The sequence below is a fragment of the Streptomyces sp. NRRL F-5126 genome, from assembly GCF_000721265.1.
In the GTDB taxonomy this organism is placed as follows: domain Bacteria; phylum Actinomycetota; class Actinomycetes; order Streptomycetales; family Streptomycetaceae; genus Streptomyces.
Window position 1 is genome coordinate 86966 of the sequence record NZ_JOFZ01000016.1, and the last position, 15204, is coordinate 102169.

Here is a 15204-nt window from a genome sequence, read left to right on the forward strand (position 1 = left end):
ACCCGGCAACACGACGTTGAACACCGTTGTCATCTCATCTGACCTGCGAAAACGTTCGCAGGTCAGAGCGACGGGAAGATCATCCGACCGGCGTCGGCGGATGCTGCGAGCGCCAGCCCTCCCAGGCGGATTCCACCATCTCGCGCACGCCGCGCGACGCCCTCCAGCCGAGTTCCGAGGCGATCAGCCCGACCGAGGCGACGGCCTTGGGCGAATCCCCGGCGCGGCGCGCCTCGACCACGGGCGCGGTGGCGTCCCCCGTCACCTCGGCGACCACCGCCGCCATCTCCCGCACGGAGACACCCTCACCGCGCCCGATGTTGACGGTCAGGTCCCCGGTGCCACGCTCCGCGAGCGCGCGCGCCACCGCGACGTGCGCCTCGGCCAGGTCGGCCACGTGGATGTAGTCGCGGATACAGGTCCCGTCGGGTGTCGGGTAGTCCGCGCCGAAGATGCGCGGGGCCTCACCGCGGGTGATCCGGTCGAAGAACATCGGCACGATGTTGAAGACGCCGGTGTCGCACAGGGCGGGCTCCGCCGCGCCCGCCACGTTGAAGTAGCGCAGGCACGCCGTGGCCAGGCCGTGTGCCCGGCCGGCGGCGCGCACCAGCCACTCGCCGGCCAGCTTCGTCTCGCCGTACGGGTTGATCGGCTCCGCCGGCGTCCGCTCGGTGATCAGCCCGGTGTCCGGGTTGCCGTACACCGCCGCGGACGAGGAGAAGAGGAAGGCGCGCACACCCGCCGCCACCACAGCCTCCAGCAGCGTCGTCAGACCCCCCACGTTCTCCCGGTAGTACCGCAGCGGCTGCTCGACCGACTCGCCGACCTGCTTCTTCGCCGCGAGGTGCACCACACCCGTCACCTTGTGCTCCGCGAGCACCCGGTCCACGAGTGCCCTGTCGGCCACCGAACCGCGCACCAGCGGCACATCTCCCGGCAGCCGCTCCGCGACACCCGTCGACAGGTCGTCAAGCACCACGGCGCGCTCGCCCGCCGCCGCCATGGAGCGCACCACGTGCGCGCCGATGTACCCCGCTCCGCCTGCGATCAGCCACGTCATGGCGTCACCCTAACGGCCCCGGCACCGACGGCCCGGGGCAAGAACAGGGCCGGGCAGGGCGCGGCCCCGCAGGCCGCGGGCCGGCGGGTGAACGGTCGGTGAACTCGCTCTCCGGTTCATCCGATAACCTCTGCCGACGTGCAGCGGCCCGCGCACCCCGATCTGCCAGTGCCAAGGAGTGAGTCCGTCTGTCGACCGCCATCCTCACAGGTGCCCCGGTGCCCGGCTCGCCCCTCGAAGGCGATCTCCGGTCGCTGGGCTTCGACGTCCGCACCGCCCCGGGCGCCGACGAAGCGCGGCGGGTACTCGCCGACGCCCCCGCGGGCGAACGGGTCGCGCTGGTCGACGCCCGTTTCGTCGGCCACCGCCATGCCCTGCGCCTCGCCCTGACGGACCCGCGCTTCCCGCTCTCCGCCACCACGGGCGCCGTCACGGCGAAGCCCGAGGCCCGCACCTCCCTCGCCCGCGCGCTCACCGCCGCCGGGCGGAGCGACGAGGAGAGCGGTCCGGCATCCGGCGGCGGCACGGGGCTCGCCGCGGCCCCGCGCACCGGAGCGCTCGCCGACCGGGTCGCCGCGTCTTTGGAGACCGAAGGCGCCGACGTGCACCGCACCGAACTCGGCTCCCTGGTGGCCGCCGTCCCCGAGGACGGCGCCGCGCGCGACGAGGCGAGCCGCGCCGTCGCGGCCGTCGACGACGAGGCCGTGCGGCTCAGGTCCGCGGTGAAGGCGCGAGACGGCTTCTTCACCACGTTCTTCGTCTCCAGCTACTCCCGCTACATCGCACGGTGGTGCGCGCGGCGCGGCCTCACGCCCAACCAGGTCACCACCGCCTCCCTGATCACCGCGGTGATCGCGGCGGCCTGCGCCGCCACCGGCACCCGCGGCGGCTACATCGCGGCGGGCGCCCTGCTGTACTGCTCGTTCGTGCTGGACTGCACCGACGGCCAGCTCGCCCGCTACTCGCTGCAGTACTCCACGCTCGGCGCCTGGCTCGACGCCACCTTCGACCGCGCGAAGGAGTACGCGTACTACGCGGGCCTCGCGCTCGGCGCCGCACGCGGCGGCGACGCCGTCTGGGCCCTGGCGCTCGGCGCCATGGTCCTGCAGACGTCACGGCACGTCGTGGACTTCGCCTTCAACGAGGCCCACGCCGACAGCGCGGTCGGCGCACCCGCGGGCAAGGCCGTCGCCGGCACCCCCACAGCGGCCCTGTCCACCAGGCTCGACAGCGTCGGCTGGACGGTGTGGGTCCGCCGCATGATCGTCCTGCCCATCGGCGAGCGCTGGGCGATGATCGCCGTACTCACCGCGGTGACCACCCCGCGCATCACGTTCTACGCGCTGCTCATCGGCTGCGCCTTCGCCGCCTGCTACACCACGGCCGGCCGCGTGCTGCGCTCCGTGCTGCGCAGGTCCGTGCGCACCGAGCGCGCCGCGCGCGCTCTCGCCGACCTGGCGGACTCGGGACCGCTCGCCCGCGTGGTGGCGGCCGTGCTGCGCCGCCCCGCCCGCGCCCTGCCGTCGGTGCTGCCCTTCCTCGTCGCACTCGCCGGCGGCGCCGTCCTCGCGGGCACCGCCGCCCGCGCGAGGATCGACGGCCCCTGGATCGTGGTGGCCGCACTCTTCTACGTCGTGGCCTCGGGCCTCGCCGTCGCGCGCCCGCTGAAGGGCCCGCTCGACTGGCTCGTCGCGCCCGTCTTCCGGGCCGCCGAGTACGGCACGGTGCTCCTGATCGCCGCGCGCTCCGGGGTGGACGGCGCGCTGCCCGCGGCGTTCGGGCTGGTGGCCGCGGTCGCCTACCATCACTACGACACGACCTACCGCATCCGCGGCGGCACGGGCGCACCCCCGCGGTGGCTGGTGCTGACCCTCGGCGGCCACGAGACGAGGACGCTCGTGGTCGCCGCGCTCGCCGCGGTCCTCGTGACCCGCCACACGGACCTCACCGTGGCCCTGGCGGTCCTCGCGGTGGCCGTGGCCCTGGTCGCGCTGTTCGAGTCCATCCGGTTCTGGGTGTCCTCGTCGGCCCCGGCCGTACACGACGAAGGAGAGACGGCATGATCGGCCTCGTACTCGCAGCCGGCGCCGGACGGCGCCTGCGCCCGTACACGGACACCCTCCCGAAGGCCCTCGTGCCCGTGGACCCCGAGGGCACTGGCACCACCACGGTGCTCGACATCGCGCTCGGCAACTTCGCCGCCGTCGGCCTCACCGAGGCAGCCGTCGTCGTCGGCTACCGCAAGGAGGCCGTGTACGCGCGCAGGGCGGAGCTCGAGTCCCGCTACGGCCTGCGCATCACCCTCGTCGACAACGACAAGGCCGAGGAGTGGAACAACGCCTACTCCCTGTGGTGCGCTCGCGACATCATCAAGCAGGGTGTGATCCTCGCCAACGGCGACACGGTCCACCCCGTCTCCGTCGAGCAGGACCTGCTCAAGGCGCGCGGCTCAGGACGCCGCATCATCCTCGCCCTGGACACGGTCAAGGATCTCGCGGACGAGGAGATGAAGGTCGTCTGCGACGGCCCCTCGGCCGGTGTCCGCAGGATCACCAAGCTGATGGACCCCGCGGACGCGACGGGCGAGTACATCGGGGTCACGCTGATCGAGCCCGAGGCGGCCGACGACCTCGCGGACGCCCTGAAGGCCACGTGGGAGCGTGACCCGCAGCTCTACTACGAGGACGGCTACCAGGAGCTCGTCGACCGCGGGGCCACCGTGCACGTCGCGCCCATCGGCGACATCCCGTGGGTCGAGATCGACAATCACGAGGACCTCGCGAAGGGACGGGCCATCGCGTGCCGGTACTGACGCGGCTGATCCCCTCCCCGCTGGTGGTCGACATCAGCCGCGGGGCGCTCGACGGGCTCGCCGCCCTCCTCGCCGACCAGCGGATCTCCGCCTCGGGCCGGCTCGCGTTCGCCGTCAGCGGCGGCTCGGGCCAGGTACTGCGCGCCCGCCTCGAGCCGGCGCTGCCGGGTGCCGACTGGTACGAGGTCGCGGACGGCACGATCGACTCGGCCGTGCGGCTCGCGGACGGCATCAAGGGCCGCCGCTACGACGCGGTGGTCGGCCTCGGCGGCGGCAAGATCATCGACGTGACCAAGTACGCGGCGGCCCGTGTCGGCCTGCCCATGGTCGCCGTCGCCACCAACCTGTCGCACGACGGGCTCTGCTCTCCGGTCGCCACGCTCGACAACGACAACGGCCGCGGTTCCTACGGCGTGCCCACCCCGATAGCCGTCGTCATCGACCTGGACGTGATCCGCGAGGCGCCGGTCCGCTTCGTGCGCTCCGGCATCGGCGACGCGATCTCCAACCTGTCGTCCCTCGCGGACTGGGAGCTGTCCCGCACCGTCACCGGCGAGCCGGTCGACGGCCTCGCGGCCGCCATGGCCAGGCAGGCGGGCGAGGCGGTGCTGCGCCACCCCGGCGGCGTGGCGGACGACGACTTCCTGACCGTGCTGGCCGAGGCGCTCGTCCTCACCGGGATCTCCATGTCGATCAGCGGCGACAGCCGTCCGTCCTCCGGTGCTTGCCACGAGATCTGCCACGCCTTCGACCTGCTCTACCCGAAGCGCCGCGCGCTCCACGGCGAGCAGGTCGGCATGGGCGCGGCCTTCGCCATGCACCTGCGGGGCGCACGCGAGGAGGCGCAGGCGTTCGCCCGCGTGCTCGGCCGCCACGGGCTGCCGGTGCTGCCCGAGGAGATCGGCTTCACGGTGGACGAGTTCGTGCGGGCCGTGGAGTACGCGCCGCAGACCAGGCCTGGGCGGTTCACGATCCTCGAACACCTCGACCTGCCAGCCGACAGGATCAGGGACGCCTACGCCGACCATGCCAAGACCATCCGCGGCTGAACTGCGTCCGGTCGTCCACCCCGAGGGGGTGAAGGACCGGCGCAGCGGCGAGCACTGGGCCGGTCGCCTGTACATGCGCGAGGTCTCGCTCCGCCTGGACCCGTACCTCGTGGGCACGCGTGTCTCGCCCAACCAGCTCACGTACCTCATGGTGCTGGCCGGCATCGCGGGCGGCGCCGTGCTGCTGGTGCCCGGGATCCTCGGCGCGGTGCTCGCGGTGGTGCTCTTCCAGGTCTACCTGCTGCTCGACTGCGTCGACGGCGAGGTCGCCAGGTGGCGGGGGCAGACCTCCGTCACCGGCGTCTACCTCGACAGGATCGGCCACTACCTGTGCGAGGCGTCCCTGCTCGTCGGGTTCGGCCTGCGCGGTGCCGACGTGTTCCACCAGCAGGGGCCCGCGGCGCGGTGGCTGTGGGCCTTCCTCGGCACGCTGGCCGCGCTCGGGGCGATCCTGATCAAGGCCGAGACCGATCTGGTCGACGTGGCCAGGCAGCGCGGCGGGCTCGCCGCCGCCGGGGACGAGGCGTCCGCGCCCCGCTCGCAGCGGCTCGCGCTCGCCAGGCGCGCCGCCGCTGCGCTCCGGTTCCACCGGCTGGTGGGCGGGATCGAGGCCAGCCTGTTCATCCTGCTCACGGCCATCCTCGACCTGTGCGTACCGGCCGGCGGCAACCTGTTCTTCACCCGGCTCGGCATCGCGGTGCTCGCGGTCGTCGCCGTGGTGCAGACACTGCTCCACCTGGTGTCGGTCCTCGCGTCGAGCCGGCTGCGGTAACGCATCCTTAAGAGCGTGAGTACTCGGCGCGGCGGGCAGGCGCCGGACGAAGTGGGCAGCGCCCGACGAAGACGGGAGTACGGAACGCGGTGGCAAGTGCGCAAGGCGGTGGGGGCGCCCGCCCCCGGGCCGGGGAAGCGGACGGCGGTGCGAGCATGACGGGCGCCACGCCGTCACTCGGCGACGGGCTCCCCCCGGCGGAGCTCGCCGGGCGGTACGGCCTCTCGGTGAGCGGAGCGAGACCGGGGCTCGCCATGTACACGCGCCTGCTGTGGGGAAGGCGCCACTTCATCGTCGCGTTCAGCACCGCGAAGCTGACCGCGCAGTACAGCCAGGCCAAACTGGGCCAGGTGTGGCAGGTGGCGACGCCGCTGCTCAACGCGTGCGTCTACTACCTCGTCTTCGGCATCCTCCTCGGCACGAGGCGCGGCATCCCCCACGACGTGTTCGTCCCCTTCCTCGTGACGGGCATCTTCATCTTCACGTTCACGCAGAGCTCCGTGACGGCCGGCGTGCGGGCGATCTCCGGCAACCTCGGCCTGGTGCGTGCGCTGCACTTCCCGCGGGCCGCGCTTCCGGTGTCGATCGCGATCCAGCAGCTCCAGCAGCTGCTGTACTCGATGGTCATCCTCGTGGCCACGGCGATCGTGTTCGGCAGCTACCCGTCGCCGCGCTGGGTCCTGATGGTGCCGGTACTTGCCCTGCAGTTCACCTTCAACGTCGGCATCACGATGGTGATGGCGCGGCTCGGCAGCAAGACGCCCGACCTGGCGCAGCTGACGCCGTTCGTCATGCGGACGTGGATGTACGCGTCCGGCGTCATGTACTCGATCCCCGTCATGCTCCGGGGCAAGCCGGACTGGATCAAGATCGCATTGCAGCACAACCCGCTGGCCATCTACATGGACCTGATGCGCTACGCGCTGATCCGCGGCTACGGTGCTGAGAACCTGCCGGCGCACGTCTGGCTGTTCGCCCTGGCATGGGCGCTGCTCCTGGGCGTCGCGGGCTACATTTACTTCTGGAAGGCTGAGGAGCAGTACGGTCGTGGCTGACATCTCTCTGGACAAGCCGGAAGCGGGCGACCGCATCCCCACCGTCATCGCCGATGACGTCCACATCGTGTACCGCGTGAACGGCGGCAGCAGGGGAAAGGGCAGCGCGACGGCGGCGCTGAGCCGGATCCTGCGCCGCGGCGGCGGCGAGTCCCGCGGGGTGCGCAAGGTGCACGCCGTGCGCGGTGTCACATTCACCGCCTACCGCGGCGAGGCCATCGGACTCATCGGTTCGAACGGCTCGGGCAAGTCCACGCTGCTGCGCGCGATCGCGGGGCTGCTGCCCGCGGAGAAGGGCAGGGTCTACACCGACGGCCAGCCGTCGCTGCTCGGCGTGAACGCGGCCCTCATGAACGACCTCACGGGCGAGCGCAATGTGATCCTCGGCGGCCTGGCCATGGGCATGTCCCGGGAAGAGGTCAAGGAGCGCTACCAGGAGATCGTGGACTTTTCCGGCATCAATGAGAAGGGCGACTTCATCACCCTTCCGATGCGTACCTACTCCTCCGGTATGGCGGCACGTCTCCGCTTCTCCATCGCGGCGGCGAAGAACCACGATGTGCTGATGATCGACGAGGCTCTCGCCACCGGCGACCAGAAGTTCCGGGTCCGCTCCGAGGAACGCATCAGGGAACTCCGCAAGGAGGCCGGCACCGTGTTCCTCGTCAGCCACAGCAACAAGTCGATCAGGGACACCTGCGACCGGGTGCTGTGGCTCGAGAAGGGGGAGCTGCTCATGGACGGGCCCACCGAAGAGGTGTTGCGCGCCTACGAGAAGGAGAGCGGCAAGTAGCCGGGCCGTAGGGCGGCGGCGCGACCCCGCGCCCCCGGTCGCGCGGTGGCACGAGCCGTGCCGCGCGGCCGCTGGGCAACGTCAAGGACGGGTCAATTCCGCTGCCCAGGGGAAGTGTTGGACGGATCGCAGCGTTGTTGTAATGCGCGCAACACCCCCCGCGCGCCCCTTCCCGTTGTACAACGTAAGCTGTGCGGGTTCTGAATTAGCGGCAAGTGGGGTGATTCCCCCTGAGTACCTCACCTGCCCCAGTGGTCATTGCTCGGGAGGGCGGGCGGCGTGTCCGAAATGGGATGTATTCGGTCGGCAGTGTAGAACGGGAGATATGACGGATATGACGGAAAATCTCCGGCTCTGCGAGTATTACGCCGTCCCCGTATACAGGTCCTGCGGGTTGGGAACCCGGAAGTGATGGCTACCCGGCAGGGGCGAACCGACGCCTCCTCGCGCGACACGCTGGACAAGGCCGCGGACGAGAATTTCCCCGTAGCCCCGTTTTTCCTGCCGCGCGCATGGCGCGACGACCTCATGGCCGTCTACGGCTTCTCCCGTCTCGTCGACGACATCGGCGACGGCGACCTCGCGCCCGGCGGTGCCGACGCCCGCCACCTCGGCGTCGACCCGGGCCGGGCCGGCGACCGCGTCGCCATGCTCGACGCCTTCGAGGCCGACCTGCGCAAGGTGTTCGACCCGGCGGGACCCGGTCCCGGGCACCCGCTGCTGCGTGCCCTGGTGCCGACCGTGCGGCGCTGCTCCCTGACGCCAGAGCCGTTCCTCGGCCTCATCGGCGCCAACCGCCAGGACCAGCTCGTGCGGCGCTACGAGACCTACGACGACCTGCTCGCCTACTGCGAGCTCTCGGCCAACCCGGTGGGCCGCCTCGTGCTGGCGATCACCGGCACGGCGACACCCGAGCGCGTACGGCGCTCCGACGCCGTGTGCACCGCGCTCCAGATCGTCGAACACCTCCAGGACGTCACGGAGGACCTGGGCAGGGACCGCGTGTACCTGCCGGCCGAGGACATGAAGCGGTTCCTGGTCGGCGAGCGCGACCTCGCCGCCGCGACGGCGAACGCCTCGGTGCGTACGCTGATCGCGTTCGAGGCCGAGCGCGCGCGGGACCTGCTGGACCAGGGCGCCCCGCTGGTGGGTAGCGTCCACGGCAGACTCCGGCTGCTGCTCGCCGGATTCGTGGCCGGAGGGCGCGCCGCCCTCGCTTCGATCGCGGCCGCCGGGCACGATGTGCTCCCCGGACCGCCCAAACCCACCAAGGCGCGGCTGCTGCGCGAGGTGGGCGCTGTCTTGCGAAGTGCGCACAGAGAGGGGTGAGCCGGAACGTGGAGGGACAGACACCCATGTCCGCGCCGGTACAGGCGGCCTACCGGTACTGCGAGGCCGTGACCGGACAGCAGGCCCGGAATTTCGCCTACGGCATCAGACTGCTGCCCGCCGGTAAACGGCAGGCCATGTCCGCGCTGTACGCGCTCTCCCGCCGGGTGGACGACATCGGCGACGGGACGCTCGACACCGCGACGAAAGAGGCCAGGCTGAAGGAGACGCGCGTCCTTCTCGACCGGGTGCGCAAGGACGCTGTCGAGGAGGACGACACCGACCCCGTCGCCGTGGCCCTCAGCGACACGGCACGCCGCTTCCCCATCCCCATCGACGCGCTCGACGAGCTCATCGACGGCGTCCTGATGGACGTGCACGGCGAGACGTACGAGACGTGGGACGAACTGCGCGTCTACTGCCGTTGCGTCGCCGGCGCCATCGGGCGGCTCTCGCTCGGTGTGTTCGACTCCGGCGCCGCGCTGCGCTCCGAACGCGCCTTCGAGTACGCGGACACGCTCGGCCTTGCACTCCAACTCACGAACATCCTCAGGGACGTACGGGAGGACGCCGGCAACGGCCGTACCTACCTGCCCGCCGAGGACCTCGCCAAGTTCGGCTGCTCGGACGGTTTCCACAGCTCCACGCCCCCGGCGGGCTCCGACTTCGCGGGCCTCGTGCACTTCGAGGCGCGCCGCGCGCGCACGCTCTTCGCCGAGGGCTACCGGCTGCTGCCGCTGCTCGACCGCCGCAGCGGAGCATGCGTCGCCGCCATGGCGGGCATCTACCGCCGCCTGCTCGACCGGATCGAACGCGACCCGGAGGCGGTACTGAGGGGGCGGGTGTCACTTCCGGGACGTGAGAAGGCGTATGTTGCCGTGCGCGGGCTCTCCGGTCTCGACGCCCGCCACATCTCACGACGGACCAGCAGGGGGCGCGGCTGATGCGGCACATCGCCGATGGCTCGCGCCCGAACGCCAAGCGCCTCATCCGCACGGCAACCCCCGAGCACCCGGCCGCGTCCTTCCTGCGCGTGACCGTACGAGGGGAGCCAGGATGACAACGGCCGACGATCCACAGTCCGGCCAAGCCGTCGTGGTCGGCGGCGGGCTGGCGGGGATCACCGCCGCCCTCCGGCTGGCCGACGCGGGGCTGAGCGTCACGCTCGTCGAAGGCCGCCCACGACTGGGCGGCCTCGCCTTCTCCTTCCGGCGGGGTGGGTTGAGCGTCGACAACGGCCAGCACGTGTACCTGCGCTGCTGCACCGCCTACCGCTGGTTCCTCGACCGGGTCGAGGGCACGCGGCTCGCGCCGCTGCAGGACCGGCTCGACGTGCCCGTACTCGACGTCGGCGGCGCCGCGCCGCGGCTGGGGAGGCTGCGCCGCAACGCGCTGCCCGTGCCGCTGCACCTGGCCGCCGGCCTCGCCGCGTACCCGCACCTCTCGCTCGCGGAACGGGCGTCCGTGGGGCGTGCCGCGCTCGCGCTGAAGAAGCTCGACCCCGACGACCCGGCCCTGGACGGTGTGGACTTCGCCACCTGGCTCGGTGCGCACGGCCAGTCGCCCCGTACCGTGGAAGCCCTCTGGGACCTCGTCGGTGTGGCCACGCTCAACGCCAGGGCCGCGCAGAGCTCGCTCGCGCTCGCCGCCAAGGTGTTCAAGACCGGACTGCTGACCGAGCCGGGCGCCGCGGACATCGGCTGGGCGCGCGTGCCGCTCGGCGAACTCCACGACACGCTGGCCGGCAAGGCGCTCGCCGCCGCAGGCGTCCGCACCGAAGTGCGCACCCGCGTCACGGACCTGACGCGTTCGGAGGGCGGACGCTGGCTCGTCCACCTCGGCGAGGAGAGCGTCGAGGCGGACACCGTCGTGCTCGCGGTGGCGCAGCACGAGGCGCACTCCCTGCTGCCGGAGGGCGCCCTCGCCGAACCCGGCCGCCTGCTCGACATCGACACCGCGCCCATCCTCAACGTGCACGTGGTCTACGACCGCAAGGTGCTGCGCAGGCCGTTCTTCGCCGCGCTCGGCTCACCCGTCCAGTGGGTGTTCGACAGGACCAGCGCCTCGGGGCTGACGGACGGCCAGTACCTCGCCGTGTCCCAGTCGGCCGCGCAGGACGAGATCGACACCCCCGTGGCGCGGCTGAGGGAGCGCTACCTGCCCGAACTCGAACGGCTGCTGCCCGCCGCGCGCGGCGCCGGGGTGAGGGACTTCTTCGTCACCCGGGAACGCACGGCGACCTTCGCCCCCGCTCCGGGTGTGGGGCGGCTGCGCCCAGCGGCACGCACCGACCTGCCCGGACTCTACCTGGCCGGTTCGTGGACCGCCACGGGCTGGCCCGCGACCATGGAGGGCGCGGTGCGCAGCGGCATGAGCGCCGCGGGCGCCGCCCTGACCGACCTCGGCCGTCCCCACGAGAACTTTTTGGAGGAGGCGGCATGAGCCTGGGTACTGCACCTACGAGTACTGGAACTAGAGGAGAGACCGTGCCGACTGTGCCCCCGGCAGACATGGCTGTCGACACCGCGGACGTCAACGCGCTGCTCGACCGCGGGCGGAGCCTTGCGACCCCGGTGCTGCGTGCGGCCGTGGACCGGCTGGCGCCGCCGATGGACACCGTCTCGGCGTACCACTTCGGGTGGATCGACGCGGCGGGCAACCCCGCGGCGGGCGACGGCGGCAAGGCCGTGCGCCCCGCGCTCGCGCTCCTGTCGGCCGAGGCGGCCGGCGCCGCGCCCGAGCAGGGCGTGCCCGGCGCCGTCGCCGTGGAGCTCGTGCACAACTTCTCGCTGCTGCACGACGACCTGATGGACGGCGACGAGCAGCGCAGGCACCGCGACACGGTGTGGAAGGTGCACGGACCCGCGCAGGCGATCCTCGTGGGCGACGCGCTGTTCGCGCTCGCGAACGAGGTGCTGCTGGAGCTCGGCACGGCCGAGGCGGGCCGTGCGACGCGCCGCCTGACCAGCGCCACACGCAAACTGATCGACGGCCAGGCGCAGGACATCTCCTTCGAGCACCGGGAGAGCGTCACGGTCGACGAGTGCCTGACGATGGAGGGCAACAAGACGGGCGCCCTGCTCGCCTGCGCCTCGTCCATCGGCGCGGTGCTCGGCGGCGCCGACGACCGCACCGCCGACCTGCTGGAGTCCTACGGCCATCACCTGGGCCTGGCCTTCCAAGCCGTGGACGACCTGCTCGGCATCTGGGGCGATCCCGGCTCCACCGGGAAGCAGACCTGGAGCGACCTCAGGCAGCGCAAGAAGTCCCTGCCGGTCGTCGCCGCACTCGCGGCGGACAACGCCCCGTCGCGCCGGTTGGGCGAACTCCTCGCCGCCGACGCGAAAAGCAATGATTTCGAGACCTTCTCCGAGGAAGAATTCGCCACCCGCGCAGCGCTGATCGAAGAGTCCGGCGGCCGGGAGTGGACCTCCCAGGAGGCTCGTCGGCAGCACGCCGTCGCGGTGGAGGCCCTGGCGGGAGTGGACATGCCGGAAGAAGTCCGGGCGCAGTTCGTGGCGCTCGCCGACTTCGTCGTCGTACGAGAGAGATGATCACGATTCGCATACCTGCCCTTTCTGGGGGTTGACCTGAGCAGTCGCCGCCCGTGCCCGCCACAGGCGCGGACACGGGCGGCAAAGACCCCAGCACAGCAGATGCACCACTGCACGGAGGGGAAGTTATGACAGCGACGACCGACGGAAGCGCCGGGGCGATGAGGCCCCAGGCCGTTTCGGCGGGCGTACCGGCCGGCACCGCCACGGCCGGAGATGTACGAGAGGCCGCCGAGCGCGCCACCCGGCTCGGCATCGAGCACCTGCTCGGCCGCCAGGACGAGGCCGGCTGGTGGAAGGGCGACCTCGAGACCAATGTGACGATGGACGCCGAGGACCTGCTGCTGCGTCAGTTCCTCGGCATCCGCGACGCGCACACCACCGAGGCCGCCGCGCTCTTCATCCGCGGCGAGCAGCGGGCCGACGGCACCTGGGCCACGTTCCACGGCGGCCCCGGTGAACTCTCCGCCACCATCGAGGCGTACGTCGCGCTGCGGCTCGCGGGCGACAGACCGGACGCGGAACACATGGCGCGCGCCGCGCAGTGGGTGCGCGAACACGGCGGCATCGCCGAGAGCCGCGTCTTCACCCGCATCTGGCTGGCCCTCTTCGGCTGGTGGAAGTGGGAGGACCTGCCGGAGATGCCGCCCGAGGTCATCTTCTTCCCCAAGTGGCTGCCGCTCAACGTCTACGACTTCGGGTGCTGGGCCCGCCAGACCATCGTGCCGCTGACGGTGGTGGGCGCGTTCCGCCCGGTACGTCCCGCACCCTTCCCGCTGGACGAGCTGCACACCGACGCCGCCGATCCCAACCCAGCCAAGCCCCTTGCGGCGGCCGCCAGTTGGGACGGTTTCTTCCAGCGCCTCGACAAGGGACTGCACGCCTACCGCAAGGTGGCGCCGCGCAAGCTGCGCCGCGCCGCCATGCGCGCCGCGTCCCGCTGGATCATCGAGCGCCAGGAGAACGACGGCTGCTGGGGAGGCATCCAGCCGCCCGCCGTCTACTCGCTGATGGCACTCCACCTGCTCGGCTACGACCTGGAGCACCCCGTCATGAGCGCGGGCCTCGCCTCGCTCGACCGGTTCGCCGTGTGGCGCGAGGACGGCGCCCGCATGATCGAGGCGTGCCAGTCCCCGGTGTGGGACACCTGCCTCGCCACCGTCGCGCTCGCCGACGCCGGCCTGGACGCCGACCACCCCGCGCTCGTCAAGGCGGCCGACTGGATGGTGCGTGAGGAGATCGCCCGCCCGGGCGACTGGGCCGTGCGCAGGCCGTCGCTTGCCCCCGGCGGCTGGGCGTTCGAATTCCACAACGACAACTACCCGGACATCGACGACACCGCCGAGGTCATCCTGGCGCTGCGCCGGGTCAACCACCCCGACGCGGCCAGGATCGAGGACGCCGTCTCCCGCGGCGCCCGCTGGACGCTGGGCATGCAGTCGAAGAACGGGGCCTGGGCCGCGTTCGACGCCGACAACATGAGCCCGTTCCCCAACAGGCTGCCGTTCTGCGACTTCGGCGAGGTCATCGACCCGCCTTCGGCCGACGTCACCGCGCACGTCGTGGAGATGCTGGCCTACGAGGGCAGGACGCACCACCCCGCCACGCGGCGCGGAGTGGAGTGGCTGCTGGCCGAACAGGAGACGTTCGGCGGCTGGTTCGGCCGCTGGGGCACCAACTACCTGTACGGCACGGGGAGCGTGGTGCCCGCGCTGACCGCCGCCGGGCTGCCCACCACGCACCCGGCCGTGCGGCGCGCGGTGACCTGGCTGGAGTCCGTGCAGAACGAGGACGGCGGCTGGGGCGAGGACCAGCGCTCCTACACCGACGAGAAGTGGATCGGGCAGGGCGACTCCACCGCGTCCCAGACCGGGTGGGCACTGCTCGCGCTGCTCGCCGCGGGGGAGCGGGACGGTGCGGCCGTCGAGCGCGGCATCGGCTTCCTCGCCGCGACGCAGCGCGAGGACGGATCGTGGGACGAGCCGTTCTTCACCGGCACCGGCTTCCCGTGGGACTTCTCCATCAACTACCACCTCTACCGGCAGGTCTTCCCGCTGACGGCCCTCGGCCGCTACGTGCACGGGGAGCCGTTCGCCGGCCGAGCGCTCCAGGGCAGTTGATGGCAGACGGCGCCGGGGCCGAGCCCCGTGGAACGCACCCCTCGCTGCTGATCGCCTGCGCGCTCGGCATCGAGCGGTTCGCGCTGCGCGGCAGGCGCGGCGAGCCCGCAGGACCCGTGACCGTGCTGCGCACGGGCATGGGCCCGGCCAACGCCGAGCGCGCCGTGAGGGACGCGCTCGGCGACGACCGGCACAGGGACGCGGCGGTCATCGCGTCCGGCTTCTGCGCCGGTCTCGTCCCGGGCATGAGCCCGGGCGACCTGATCGTCGCCGACGAGACCAGGGACCAGCAGGGCATCACGCCCTGCACCGGCTCCGCGGAACTCTCCGAGGCGTTGTCGCGGGCACTGCCCGGACACACGGTCCACACCGGTCCGCTGACCGGTTCCGACCATGTGGTACGCGGCCAGGAACGGGCCGAACTGCGCACCACTGGGGCCGTCGGGGTGGACATGGAGTCCGCCACGACACTCCGAACCGCTCTGGAGACCGGGCCGCGCCCGGTTGCGGCCGTACGTGTGGTCGTGGACGCTCCCGAGCACGAGCTCGTCCGGATCGGCACGGTACGCGGAGGAATATCAGCCTTCCGCGTCCTTCGTGCCGTCCTTCCGGTTTTCTATGAATGGCACCGTTCTTTGCTGCTCCCCAGGAGGTGAGCCA

The 15204-nt window shown here is 71.8% G+C and carries 13 protein-coding genes; 12 read left to right on the forward strand and 1 reads right to left on the reverse strand.

Annotated elements, in window-relative coordinates; translation table 11 throughout:
• Positions 1-79: 79 nt before the first annotated feature.
• A complete protein-coding gene (gene galE, locus IH48_RS0130920) occupies positions 80-1060 on the reverse strand; it encodes a UDP-glucose 4-epimerase GalE (RefSeq protein WP_030912154.1) in 981 nt (326 codons plus the stop codon).
• Positions 1061-1248: 188 nt separating this feature from the next.
• Here galE and IH48_RS0130925 point away from each other — a divergent pair, with 188 nt between their 5' ends.
• The 12 genes from IH48_RS0130925 to IH48_RS0130980 all read left to right on the forward strand — a co-directional run bounded on the left by IH48_RS0130925 (position 1249) and on the right by IH48_RS0130980 (position 15200).
• Positions 1249-3123, forward strand: coding sequence for a DUF5941 domain-containing protein (locus IH48_RS0130925; protein ID WP_030912157.1), 1875 nt, complete (start codon positions 1249-1251; stop codon positions 3121-3123).
• Positions 3120-3872, forward strand: a complete 753-nt coding sequence (locus IH48_RS0130930) for a sugar phosphate nucleotidyltransferase (RefSeq protein ID WP_030912160.1) — start codon at positions 3120-3122, stop codon at positions 3870-3872. Before IH48_RS0130925 ends, IH48_RS0130930 begins: the two co-directional genes overlap by 4 nt.
• Positions 3860-4921 carry an iron-containing alcohol dehydrogenase family protein gene (locus IH48_RS0130935; protein WP_030912163.1) on the forward strand — a complete coding sequence of 354 codons (1062 nt, stop codon included), beginning with the start codon at positions 3860-3862 and terminating at the stop codon, positions 4919-4921. Before IH48_RS0130930 ends, IH48_RS0130935 begins: the two co-directional genes overlap by 13 nt.
• On the forward strand, positions 4899-5693 hold the full coding sequence (locus tag IH48_RS0130940) for a CDP-alcohol phosphatidyltransferase family protein (protein WP_078850163.1): 795 nt from the start codon (positions 4899-4901) through the stop codon (positions 5691-5693). The genes IH48_RS0130935 and IH48_RS0130940 overlap by 23 nt, the downstream gene beginning before the upstream one ends.
• 155 nt (positions 5694-5848) lie before the next feature.
• On the forward strand, positions 5849-6748 hold the full coding sequence (locus IH48_RS0130945) for an ABC transporter permease (RefSeq protein WP_030912169.1): 900 nt from the start codon (positions 5849-5851) through the stop codon (positions 6746-6748).
• Positions 6741-7541, forward strand: a complete 801-nt coding sequence (locus IH48_RS0130950) for an ABC transporter ATP-binding protein (protein ID WP_078850164.1) — start codon at positions 6741-6743, stop codon at positions 7539-7541. Before IH48_RS0130945 ends, IH48_RS0130950 begins: the two co-directional genes overlap by 8 nt.
• 411 nt (positions 7542-7952) lie before the next feature.
• A complete protein-coding gene (hpnC, locus tag IH48_RS0130955) occupies positions 7953-8870 on the forward strand; it encodes a squalene synthase HpnC (RefSeq protein WP_030912176.1) in 918 nt (305 codons plus the stop codon).
• Positions 8871-8896: 26 nt separating this feature from the next.
• On the forward strand, positions 8897-9814 hold the full coding sequence (hpnD, locus tag IH48_RS0130960) for a presqualene diphosphate synthase HpnD (RefSeq protein ID WP_199810039.1): 918 nt from the start codon (positions 8897-8899) through the stop codon (positions 9812-9814).
• A 112-nt stretch (positions 9815-9926) separates the two neighbouring features.
• Positions 9927-11312: a hydroxysqualene dehydroxylase HpnE gene (hpnE, locus tag IH48_RS0130965; protein WP_030912183.1), complete on the forward strand. Its 1386-nt coding sequence runs from the start codon at positions 9927-9929 to the stop codon at positions 11310-11312.
• A 68-nt stretch (positions 11313-11380) separates the two neighbouring features.
• A complete protein-coding gene (locus tag IH48_RS0130970) occupies positions 11381-12424 on the forward strand; it encodes a polyprenyl synthetase family protein (RefSeq protein WP_030912186.1) in 1044 nt (347 codons plus the stop codon).
• Positions 12425-12552: 128 nt separating this feature from the next.
• Positions 12553-14544, forward strand: coding sequence for a squalene--hopene cyclase (gene shc, locus IH48_RS0130975; protein ID WP_030912189.1), 1992 nt, complete (start codon positions 12553-12555; stop codon positions 14542-14544).
• Complete coding sequence (locus tag IH48_RS0130980; protein WP_030912192.1) at positions 14544-15200, forward strand: hypothetical protein; 657 nt, start codon at positions 14544-14546, stop codon at positions 15198-15200. Before shc ends, IH48_RS0130980 begins: the two co-directional genes overlap by 1 nt.
• Positions 15201-15204: the final 4 nt, after the last annotated feature.